A 10,910-nucleotide genomic window follows, 5' to 3' on the forward strand; every position below is an offset into this window, starting at 1 on the left:
TTTAAGCCCCCTGTTTTTCAAATTGATTTTTTAGTGTTTCTTTAATTCGGCCAATTCGCGTAGCGACGTTGGTTTTACTTATGCCTAAACTCGTCGCTATGCTTTGATGGGATTCGCCTTCTAAATACAGCAATACTATGGCTTTATTTAACTTATCGAGCTTTGCTATAAATTCATAAAGCTGCTTAACCTCTTCGCTTTTATCATTGTGCGCTGATAGGTCGGCTATGTGCACAATGCACTGCTCACTTTCATTGGCTTTATCTTCTCGTTTACTGTCTTTGCGGTAATATGAAATCGCCACATTCAGTGCTATTCGATACATCCACGTAGAAAATTTATAGTCTTTGTCGTAATTATCATAAGCAAGCCACATGGTGGTGAGTATTTCTTGCGCTAAGTCTTGCCTGTCGTGTTGGTTTTGACAGTAAGAGTTTACAACTTTATAAATAATGCCTTTATGCTGCTCCATTGTTTGAGCAAACAGTGCTTTTTTATTGGTGTTCATTTACGCATAAATCCATCATCTAAATTAATCTCATCACGTATTTTTTCATCGCAGTTTTATTGTGTTTAAGTGCTAATGCATCTGTTTTTAAAAGTAATAAAGTGCGGCGCTTTGGCCTATTCAACGAAACCTGTACACGGTTAAATATAAACATTTTAGCTTTACCATAATACTCACCTAACCTTCTTATTTAGTTATTCGCAGTATCGCTAAAATAATCACAATTATTATTAAAATAAATTATCAACAAAAACTACGAAGTGATTCTTAATTACCTTCATTATCAACACCAATTAACTTTGTTATCTTCTCTTTCGTCAACTCAAGACAATGTAGATTAATTCGGAAGAAATGTATCTTCCTATACTGTGGAGAATATTATGTTTAAGAATTTTGGTTGGATCGTTGAGGCAAAACTTAAAGAAGGCGAATTAGAGAACTTTAAAGCGGTGATGAATTCGCAAGTTAACCGCGCATTGACTGAAGAAGGTACGCTTAATTACCAATACTATTTGTCTGATGATGGCGATGTTTTAGTTTACGAGCGATTTGCTGATGCACACGCTTCACACGAACACATTGAAAACTGGGATGCACATGCTGAGCGCTGGATAGCCGCTGCTGAGCCAACTCGTATGCTTCATCTTGGCGATTTACCTGATGATGTACGAGAGCGTCACGCTGCGCTATCACCAACATGGCTAAAACCATTAGGTGGCTTTGCTCGAGAAGTAGATGAAACAAGCATGATTAACACTGACAATGGCACAACCTTCGAAAATTTTGGTTGGATTGTTGAAGCTAAACTAAACGAAGGCCAACTTGAAGCATTCAAGGCGGTAATGAATTCGCAAGTAGAAAGAGCTAAAACAGAGCCTGGCACTTTAAACTATCAATACTACCTATCTGATGAAGGTGACGTATTGGTTTATGAGCGCTTTCGTGATTTAGAGTCATCCTTCACTCATATTGAAAATTGGAACGACCATGCCGAGCAGTGGATTAAAGCAGCAACCCCAACACGTATGGTCCATTTAGGTGACTTACCTAAAGAGTTACGAGATATGCATGCTGCACTTTCGCCACTATTACTAAAACCATTGGGTGGTTTTGCTAAATAACTAGTAGCTCCAAATGCCGGTTTTTATATCGATTATGATTACCGGCCATGTTTTAAACATCCATTGCCATTTAAAGGGATACTATGAAAAGTTTAAATAAATACACAAAAATAGTAAGTTTACTGCTTATTTCAGGTGTACTTTTTGCTTGTACGCAAACACCACCAGCACAACAAACTTATTCACTACAAGATTTACCTGCGCAGTTTAATTCTCCTGCCAGCTTTGCACTTGATGCTAATAACAATATTTTATTTACTTCACCAAATTTACATAATCAAACACTTATCGAAAAAGGGGTCATACAAAATGCCCAAGCGCCAACGATTGGCCTAATTGATGAAAACGATCGCGTATCAGTATGGTATACATTTAAGCCCCGCGATCTTGAACCAACCAGCGGAGTTGTTACGCCTATGGGTATTGCTATGGGGCCAGATGGCAACATTTACGTAGTCGATATGCAATTATGGTTTGGTGGCGAATCGCGTTTATTACGCGTTAATGTACAAAACGGCAAAGCAACCACAGTTGATGTTGTTGCTAAAGGGTTTTCTTTTCCTAATGCCATAGCGTGGCACGGTAACGACTTATTCATCTCAGATACAGTGCTTGCAACTGAAAAAGGCAGCTCAACCACCAGCGGTGTGTACAAAGTAAGTTTAGAGGAATTAGACCCAAAAAATCCATTACAGATCGCTGCGTATAAAGGAAAAGATAATTTTGACGAACATTTATTTGAAGTCTTTTACTCAGATGGAAGCCTAGGCTTTGGTGCCAATGGTTTAGCTGTTGATGGGCTTGGTAACTTATATACCGGTATTATGGAAGAAGGGACGGTGTATAAAACCACCATTAGTAAAAATGGCACTAAACAATCAACCACGCTATTTAGTGAAGGCTTGATTGCAAGTGACGGTATTCAGTGGAGTGAAGACTCTCAGGCTTTATATATTACTGACCTATTTGACAATGCTGCTTATAGTATTGACGTAAATGGTAAAACAACTTTACTGACAAAAAATAAAGACAGCGACGGTACAAATAATGAGTTAGACGGACCTGGAGAAGCGATTGTTAGAGGCAACACCGTGTATATTACAAATTTTGATGCAGTGTTTGATGCACCAAACATGGCCAACACGCAAGCTGACGCACCGTTTACTATATCAACAGTGTATTTAAAATAATGATGCACTCAAAACGGTCAGCGCTCACTGACCGTTTTGACTCTCCAATACTTTATCCCAATAAGGCGGGCTGCCATAGCTGGCTGAAAAAAAGTCGATAAATGCCCGCACCTTTGGGGCCACTAATTTTGAAGACGGGTAAACCGCCCATATAGAAGCATGAGACTCTAACGGGTAATCCCTTAGAATTTGTACTAATTGACCTGCTTTTAATTGCTCATAGGCAATCCAAGTAGAGCACATGATTACCCCCATGCCATTAATACCCGCATTGCGCACCGCCTCTCCATTATCTGAGGCAAAGCTCCCTTTGGTTTTAACCGTCTTTGACCCACTAGGCGTTTTAAAATGCCAATGCTCATTGCCTATTAAATTAATACAGTTATGTTGTAAAAGCGCTTCGGGATTGGTAGGTATACCATGCTTGTTAAGGTAATCTGGTGATGCACATATAATTCTGTTGTCAGTTGCGAGCTTCCTTGCGACTAATGTAGAGTCTTTAAGCTCTGCGTTACGAATAGCAATGTCAAACCCACCTTCAACCATATCTACTATTGTATCGCTAAGGCGAAGCTCTACGGTTAAATCAGGGTAAAGATCCATAAACTTATTTAGCGCAGGAATGAGATGAATATGACCAAAAGAAACAGGGGCTGTTATTCTCAATTTGCCTGCTATTTTTGCCCTTTCGCTCTTTACAGACGTTAGCGCGATATCAGCAGTAACAAGCACATCCTTCGCGTGGGGCAGAAACTCTTTTCCTTCATCAGTAAGCGATACTTTTCGTGTAGTTCTGTGTATTAGCCGAACTCCAATACTCTCTTCTAATTTATTAAGGTGAGCACTTGCTACAGCCGATGACAAGCCAAGTTCAGCTCCAGCTTTTGATATATTATTAGTTGCAGCTACTCTGACAAATAAGTTTAGGTAATCGAGGTTCATCATTATTTAGTTCATAGGTAAAAGTAAACGACAGATTAGTTTCACTTTACCGCTCCTTTAAGAAACACAGAAACTAAAATTACTTTTAGTTTCTAAAATTAACAATCTTGATACTAGCTGCGTACTTTTAAATACCACCAAATTAAAGGCGCGAGTATTACTAATTCAATACCCACATTTAGCCACTGTTTTGCTACCGAGCCATCTAACATAATGCCAATAAGCCTTGCAATTAAAAGCCCTACGAGTAACGATGACAGTGTTGCCGCTATGCTAGCTTGCCAAGGTACAAGCTGATGATGAAATTGCAGTAATAAGCCAAAACCAATAAATAACCCCCACCAAATTCTGCGCTCTACGGCCTTAAAAATATCATTAGGAACTGGCTTATTGCTTATCAGCTCAGGGTTGGCAGCTAACACTATGCCAAAAATAATTAATACCGCACCAACAACCCTAAAAATGACTATATTATCCATGATCAATCCCTCAGGCTGGTTGTTTGATCAACTGTTTGAACAATCGATTGCTCAACAAGCTCCTGAGGTAACTCCTTTGCTTGGCTCCACTGCTTTGGCGATTTCCCATACATACGTTTAAATTCTCGGCTAAATTGTGATGAGCTAACATAGCCTACCGACATGGCCGCCGAACTTACGTTCATACCCGCTGCAATTTTCATCGCGGCGGTATTTAAGCGCATAGATTTAACAAATTGAATCGGCGACATACTGGTCGCATCCTTAAATTTTCGATGCAAAACTGCCCTACTTACGCCAATTTTTGCTGCCATATCGTCTATGGTTATGCTCTCATCTAATCGAGATGCCAAATAATCAATTGAGCGTGCTATGTCGTTTCCTACGCCAAAGGCTTGGTGCACACTACTACCTGCCTGTCCGTTTAATATGGCGTAATATAATTCTCGCAGTCGCCCTTCACCTAAAACCGCAATATCTACAGGGTTGCCTACAAGTTGCAGCAATCGTAGTAATGAATCGGTAAATGAGTCATCCCACGCAGCGAGTGTAAGCCCTTGCGTTTTGGGGCCTGATGCGTGTTTTTTTACACCTTGTGCAGCCATGGTAATAGATAATTCGGTCATCACTTTTGTATCTAGCGATACAATAACGCCTAGCAAGGGGTTCTCAGGTGAAGCCGTGGGTGTACCCGCTTCTACCGGCATAGACATAGGGCAGCACATATAATTATTTTCATCGTATATAAAATGCTTACCATCAAGTATGGCTTCTTTAGCGCCACTGACTATAGCAACAATACACGGCTCGTATACCGCAGGTGCACAGCGCATAGCATGCGTTACTTTAAACAACTGAACACCTTTAATACCCGTTTCTATTAGCCCTTGGGTATAATTTTCATCGTTGTTTACATCGTTAAAAGACAGGCTATTTTGTATAAGTTGCTTAATGTGGTGTTTGCTCATTCACCCATACCTTTTAAATATAGAATAAATCCAATCTAGCACCGTAAATACACATTCTCAATGCAGCGATACAAATAGGCATATTTTAAAGAGGATATCGCCTAGTTACACCTAGTAGCGAGAGTTATATTACCTAACAAGCAATGTGGAACAATGCGCATAGCCCTGTACTGCATATTTATACTTATATTGATAGGAATTTAACTAATGAGCGCAACTAACCCATTTGGCCCTTCTGGCTGGACTCCCGACCAACTCAGTTCTTTAGTTGGTAAATGCTATCTAATAACGGGAGCAAATACAGGCGCAGGCTTTGAAGCAACCCGACTATTACTCGCTAAAGGCGCAAAAGTAGTTATGCTCAATCGTAACACTTTAAAATCAGATGAAGCTATTGCTAAGTTAAAACAGGAGTTTGGCAATAGTACCGATGTGAGCTTTATAAAAATGGACCTAGCAGAGCTTGCATCAGTACGCCATGCAGCCAACGAGGTATTACAAACTGTGCCACACATAGATGCACTTATTTGTAACGGTGCCATTGCGCAGGTCGCGACTCAGCAATTTACTAAAGACGGCTTTGAAAGTCAGTTAGGGGTTAACCACTATGGGCACTTTTTACTGTGTGGTTTACTTTTTAACAAAATAGAGCAATCTAGCGGGCGTATTGTTGTAGTGGCCAGTGAAGGCTACAAAATGGGGCTTAAAACGATTCAATTTGATGACATGAATTGGAATAAAAACTACCACCCAAATAAGACCTACTGCCACAGTAAACTTGCACAAATGATGTTTGCTTATGAGCTGCAAAATAAAATAGCCGCCGCCAATAAAAATGTGCAGGTGTTTGTGTGTCACCCAGGTGCAGCTAATACCTCTCTTATTGGCGATAATGTTAACTTTGCAACCCGATTTACCTGGTCATTAATAGTAAAAATGGGCTTAGCGCAATCGGCAGAGCAAGGTGCATACCCTGAGGTTATGTGTGCCACCGAGCATAACCTAAAACAACGTGCGTATTATGGCCCATCAGGAAGATGGAATTGGAGCGGCCCCGTAGGAACATGCAAACTTGAGCCGTTTGCTTTAGATCAGCCTGTACTTAGCAAATTATGGGCGGTTACTGAGCAGCACACTGCTTTTAAATGGACAATATAATTACTAATAGCGAACGTGTGTAGGGTGTAAAAGTAATGAAAAAACCATTAGTAATCGGCCTAATACTTTTACTTTTCCTAACCGGCTGTAAAAGTACCAATAACCCTCCTGTGCAGTATAAACCTGATGATGAGCTGGTAGTACTTGCCCATGGGTTAGGCAGAAGCGATTGGGCAATGCGATATTTTGCCCAGCAGCTTAAACGTGCTCATTATAAAGTATGCAGCCTAAATTACGCCTCTTTAGGGCAAAGTGTTGAGGCTGTATTTACGCAAACAACCACAAAAATTAATGCCTGTATTGCTAATGCGAGTAAAGTACATTTTGTCGGCCACTCCCTAGGTGGCTTAGTTATTAGAGCCTACTTGCAAAATAACCCTCGGGTATTTAATGGTAATACACTTGTAAATGTCATGTTAATTGGTACGCCTAACAAAGGCAGCGAATTAGCTAATCATTTAAATGGTTCATGGTTAATGCATATAGCCGGCGGTGTAAGCCAATCTTTAATTACAGGCAGTAAGAGTTTGGGCAACACCATAAATGAGCTGGACATTAATTTAGGCGTAATAGCCGGTACTAAAGCATCCACCCTGACACAGCATTATTTTAAAAGTAAAAACGATGGCTTGGTGTCTGTAGAATCAACCAAACTGAGGGCGTGTTGATTTTTGCGGATTGAAATTTGTTCAATCTAGGGGCGATTAAATCGCGGCGCGAGGCTTGTAACCTAGTGGGCTCGATAACTGCTCCTGCGTTATTCTAATGACTTACATCCCTGTAAGAATAAGTAAAAACCGAGTAAAGCTTCCGCGTCCTGCTCACGCCCCTTACCTACATCCATGTAGGCAACAAAGAGTTTATCGCCCTTAGGCAGAACCCAAAGGGCAGCACATGTTTGGCATTTATGCAGCGTTATCGCCTATTTATGGGGAATAACCACACTTCACAGGCTCTGCCTTGCCTAAAAACCAAACACACTGCTGCAAATTTAACCATAAAATACCAACACGCCCTACTAATACGCGTGATTTTATTACCCTTGATGTAAGCCACACGGGAATGCGCTACAACCAACAAGTAATACAACACACACTTTACTTTTTGCAAACAGGTGCATTTTTACCCCCAACACAAAGAACCACGGCCCTTTATTAACCACCTAACTGCCGCTAATTTTAGGTAAAAAAAAGCAAGCCATGTGGCTTGCTTTTGAGTGCCCGTTCAAAGGCTACACACTCTCAACATACTTTTTAAAAACGGTAACTTGCACCCAGTGTAATACGACGGTCAGTTAAACCTTGGAAACACAATAGTGCGCTTTCGTTTACACATGATTGGCTAATTTCAGATTCAGTAATATTTACAGCCTCTAAGCCAATATTAAGTTGCTCGTTCACATCGTAGCTAATACTTGCATTAAGCTGGCCACGGTCTTCCTGTACCACTGGGAAACCCCAAGGGAAGCTAGACGTACTACCAAAGTCATTTGAACGATACCCTTCACGCCACGTGTAACGCATACGTGCTGATAGGCCAAATTTTTCGTAGTACAGCGTAAAGTTATACGCGTTTTCAGAAAGGTTAAGTAAGCCTTGAATTTCACTTACTTCAATACCTGGCGTACCTGTGGTTGCTGCAAATACATTACTTGCTCTTGAGGTTGCTGAATTTTCTGTTTCACCACCTGAGAACTCTTGAATTGTATAGTTAGCTAGCACACCAAAGCCAGATGCCCACCCTAGGTCTTTTTCAAAGCCTGATAGGTCATACTGAAAGGCAAACTCAATCCCTTTTTGGGTAGTTTCACCACTATCGTTTACTTTTGTTTCTGTACCAACACATACGCCACGGCCATTCTCAGGGCCAAATACGTTTATATCTGCAATGGGGTTAAATATACCGCCACCTTCACATGGCTCTGTTAAGTCGCGATACCCTGTTACAGGGTCTTCAACTGGCGAGGTTAACTGATTTACGTGTAAGTCTTTACGTGTTTTATGAAAAATACCTACGCTAAATACACTTGCCTCTGCAAAATACCACTCTGCCGATAAATCGTAAGACAGTACTTCTTCAGGTTTCAGTGCTGGGTTACCAAATTCAACTTCGTCATTTGGACTTGTGCTGTAGGTAATAGACGTTGATAGGTCGTTATAATCAGGGCGACGAATATCTTTACCAACACCAAAGCGTACAAGTACATCTTCTGATACATCAGCGACAAGGTTTAAACGAGGTAAAATAAAGTCATAGTCTGATTCATTGGTAATACGCGTTACCAGTTCATTACCACTACCATCTTGAGTAACTGAGTTGCCCGTAGACTCTACGTCTGTTTGAATGTAACGCACACCAATATTACCGCGTACCATTTCGTACTCAAAGTTAGCTTGTGCATATAGCGCATGAGTGGTTTCTTCTATATCAAAAAAACCTGCAGAACTTGAAGTAGGTGCATTTAATGTTTTGCTTGAACCATGCGCAGTCATCGCTGCTTGTAATGTGGCAAGTACCGCATCAGGGTCTGACGCCACAAGCTCTGGATCAATTAATAAAAAGTCGCCTATGTATAACGAGCGGCCATCAGCTTCGTTAAAGTTATCTGGGCCTGCCACTAATAAGTCGGCAAATAAATCACCCGACGGGCTATCAGCCATGGTTCTTAAACCAATGCTTGAGGTAATTTCGTTTTGTTTGCTTTGTGATTTACTGTAGCGGTAACCAAAATCAATAGAGGTTACAATTGAGTCTGTGTAATAGGTTGAATCAATACGGAACGCATCCTCAGAGTTTTCAACGGTATCTTGACCAATATTTACATCACGTAGCACTACATTTGCAGGGTCTAGTAGTTGTTCAACCGTTGGTGCGTACTCTGCCCCCTCTGCAATACCAAATGCCAATGCGCCACCTGATAAGTCATACTCAAACGGCACACTATTATCATTACCGCCACCAGCATCTAACGGCACATTAGGGTTAATAAAGTTAAGCGTTGTATTAAAGCTAGGCGTAGTTGTATCTGAAGATGACGAAGCAATTTCAGCACTAACAAACCACTTATCGCCTTGCCATTCGCCACCGAGTCTAAAAATATTACTATCGGTAACACGCGAGTTTGTATCACTTGAAAAACGAAGGTTAGGATCGTCATCATCGTTTTCTAAATTAACCGGAATGACACCGCGTAAGGCCGCTTGAATAGACCCAAGGTTGGTACCGCCAAGTGAGCCTAAGTTTACGGTTTCAAATTCATCAGGAACCGAAATATCATTAAGCGCACTTACACCAGAAGCCTGTACACGAGAGCTTTCTTGGCGACGTTCTTGATCGTTAACCACAGCATCAAAATAAAACTTTGTGTTGTCGTTTGGCGCCCATTCAATGGTACCTACAAAGTTTTTAGTTTCGTATTCGTAGTTATCGTAATCTTGTACAAAAAATTGAATCGGTAAAAAGTCAAAAGACTGAGCGCTGGCTACACCGCTATCTGCAGTGATAATGTTATCTCTATCTGCACGTGGGCGAAACGCCGTTACATCTTGCTCTGCGTAGCTGCCGCTCACTAACACACCAAATTTACCGTAATCACCTTCCCAGTTATCAGCAAAAGTTCCCGAAAAACGTGGTTGCAAACCGCTATCAGTGCTTAAGCTACTGTGCTCACCTTGCACTCTAATAGTGGCTAGCTGCTCACCTAAGTGCAGTGGGCGAATCGTTTTAAGGTTAATAGTACCGCCTACAGAGCCCTCTATTGTTTTCGCTTCAGGCGACTTTATTACCTCTAAACTTGAAATAATTGACGCTGATACATCTTCAAAGCTAATACCACTTCGACCAGAGCCTGAGCCCACCGTTGATACACCGTTAATTTCGGTACGGTTAGCATCGGTACCACGAATTTGTACACCTGTGCCTACACCCGCTTGACGTGTAATTTGAATACCCGTTACGTTTTCTAATACTTCAGCGAGGTTTTGATCGGGTAATTTACCAATATCTTCTGACTGAATAATTTCAACTAGGCTATCTGCAGAGCGTTTTTCAGCAAGTGCATTAGTAAGTGATTGACGAATGCCAGATACTTCGATGATCTCTACATCATCTTCTGCAATTGGCTTGGCTTCCTGTGCGTGTGTGGACAAAGAAAGGTTTAATGCTGTGGCAGATATAACTGCTAGCGTAATTTTTGATAACTTGTGATTCATAGTTTTTCCTGTGTGTGTCAGTGCTATGTGTAACTCGCTATATATTTTTTATTAAACGCCTTACCATTTGTCTAAATGGTTAACTTAATATTTACAGCAAAATCACCAAAGGTCAACCTATTGGTAAACCATTTTTTGTAAAAAAAGCAAAAACAGTCATTACCAATAAAAGCCAATTCGGCATGACAAAAATACTTTTATTACTGACCATAATATAACCACTTGTATTTAATGTGCTTTTAAATCTCAATCAAGGTTAAATAACACACAAAAATAGATTGAAACCTCCTCAATCTTCTCGATATATTTTTTTTATATATACAGCGTTATTTT

Annotated in this window: 9 protein-coding genes; 4 read left to right on the forward strand and 5 right to left on the reverse strand. The window is 40.7% G+C overall.

Annotation, left to right across the window (positions count from 1 at the left end):
* Window position 1: 1 nt before the first annotated feature.
* Window positions 2–508 carry an RNA polymerase sigma factor gene (locus PSH54_RS14115; protein WP_273606384.1) on the reverse strand — a complete coding sequence of 169 codons (507 nt, stop codon included), beginning with the start codon at window positions 506–508 and terminating at the stop codon, window positions 2–4.
* A 380-nt stretch (window positions 509–888) separates the two neighbouring features.
* Between PSH54_RS14115 and PSH54_RS14120 the strand changes: the two genes are divergently transcribed.
* On the forward strand, window positions 889–1,629 hold the full coding sequence (locus tag PSH54_RS14120; protein WP_273606386.1) for a putative quinol monooxygenase: 741 nt from the start codon (window positions 889–891) through the stop codon (window positions 1,627–1,629).
* An 83-nt stretch (window positions 1,630–1,712) separates the two neighbouring features.
* Window positions 1,713–2,819, forward strand: coding sequence for an SMP-30/gluconolactonase/LRE family protein (locus PSH54_RS14125; RefSeq protein ID WP_273606388.1), 1,107 nt, complete (start codon window positions 1,713–1,715; stop codon window positions 2,817–2,819).
* A 24-nt stretch (window positions 2,820–2,843) separates the two neighbouring features.
* On the opposite strand, the gene PSH54_RS14130 is transcribed toward PSH54_RS14125, so the two are convergent.
* The 3 genes from PSH54_RS14130 to PSH54_RS14140 form a co-directional block, all read right to left on the reverse strand.
* Window positions 2,844–3,764, reverse strand: a complete 921-nt coding sequence (locus tag PSH54_RS14130) for a LysR family transcriptional regulator (protein ID WP_264390211.1) — start codon at window positions 3,762–3,764, stop codon at window positions 2,844–2,846.
* A 110-nt stretch (window positions 3,765–3,874) separates the two neighbouring features.
* Window positions 3,875–4,240 (reverse strand): DUF4345 family protein, encoded by a 366-nt coding sequence (locus PSH54_RS14135; protein ID WP_248462823.1) that lies wholly within the window; start codon window positions 4,238–4,240, stop codon window positions 3,875–3,877.
* Between the two features lie 2 nt (window positions 4,241–4,242).
* Window positions 4,243–5,208, reverse strand: coding sequence for an AraC family transcriptional regulator (locus tag PSH54_RS14140; RefSeq protein ID WP_273606390.1), 966 nt, complete (start codon window positions 5,206–5,208; stop codon window positions 4,243–4,245).
* Between the two features lie 207 nt (window positions 5,209–5,415).
* Between PSH54_RS14140 and PSH54_RS14145 the strand changes: the two genes are divergently transcribed.
* Together PSH54_RS14145 and PSH54_RS14150 are read left to right on the forward strand one after the other, a co-directional pair.
* Window positions 5,416–6,366, forward strand: coding sequence for an SDR family oxidoreductase (locus tag PSH54_RS14145; RefSeq protein WP_273606391.1), 951 nt, complete (start codon window positions 5,416–5,418; stop codon window positions 6,364–6,366).
* A 35-nt stretch (window positions 6,367–6,401) separates the two neighbouring features.
* Entirely contained in the window at window positions 6,402–7,034 is a 633-nt protein-coding gene (locus tag PSH54_RS14150; RefSeq protein ID WP_273606393.1) for an alpha/beta fold hydrolase, read from the forward strand.
* A 585-nt stretch (window positions 7,035–7,619) separates the two neighbouring features.
* Here PSH54_RS14150 and PSH54_RS14155 read toward each other — a convergent pair.
* On the reverse strand, window positions 7,620–10,577 hold the full coding sequence (locus tag PSH54_RS14155; RefSeq protein WP_273606394.1) for a TonB-dependent receptor: 2,958 nt from the start codon (window positions 10,575–10,577) through the stop codon (window positions 7,620–7,622).
* Between the last annotated feature and the right edge of the window lie 333 nt (window positions 10,578–10,910).

The sequence above is a fragment of the Pseudoalteromonas sp. Angola-30 genome (genome assembly GCF_028599215.1).
Classification (GTDB): Bacteria; Pseudomonadota; Gammaproteobacteria; order Enterobacterales; family Alteromonadaceae; genus Pseudoalteromonas; species Pseudoalteromonas atlantica.

Coding starts and splice junctions, on each gene's coding strand:
- PSH54_RS14150 (WP_273606393.1), top strand. CDS start 6,402: ATGAAAAAACCATTAGTAATCGGCCTAATACTTTTACTTTTCCTAACC.
- PSH54_RS14115 (WP_273606384.1), bottom strand. CDS start 508: ATGAACACCAATAAAAAAGCACTGTTTGCTCAAACAATGGAGCAGCAT.
- PSH54_RS14145 (WP_273606391.1), top strand. CDS start 5,416: ATGAGCGCAACTAACCCATTTGGCCCTTCTGGCTGGACTCCCGACCAA.
- PSH54_RS14125 (WP_273606388.1), top strand. CDS start 1,713: ATGAAAAGTTTAAATAAATACACAAAAATAGTAAGTTTACTGCTTATT.
- PSH54_RS14130 (WP_264390211.1), bottom strand. CDS start 3,764: ATGATGAACCTCGATTACCTAAACTTATTTGTCAGAGTAGCTGCAACT.
- PSH54_RS14140 (WP_273606390.1), bottom strand. CDS start 5,208: ATGAGCAAACACCACATTAAGCAACTTATACAAAATAGCCTGTCTTTT.
- PSH54_RS14155 (WP_273606394.1), bottom strand. CDS start 10,577: ATGAATCACAAGTTATCAAAAATTACGCTAGCAGTTATATCTGCCACA.
- PSH54_RS14120 (WP_273606386.1), top strand. CDS start 889: ATGTTTAAGAATTTTGGTTGGATCGTTGAGGCAAAACTTAAAGAAGGC.
- PSH54_RS14135 (WP_248462823.1), bottom strand. CDS start 4,240: ATGGATAATATAGTCATTTTTAGGGTTGTTGGTGCGGTATTAATTATT.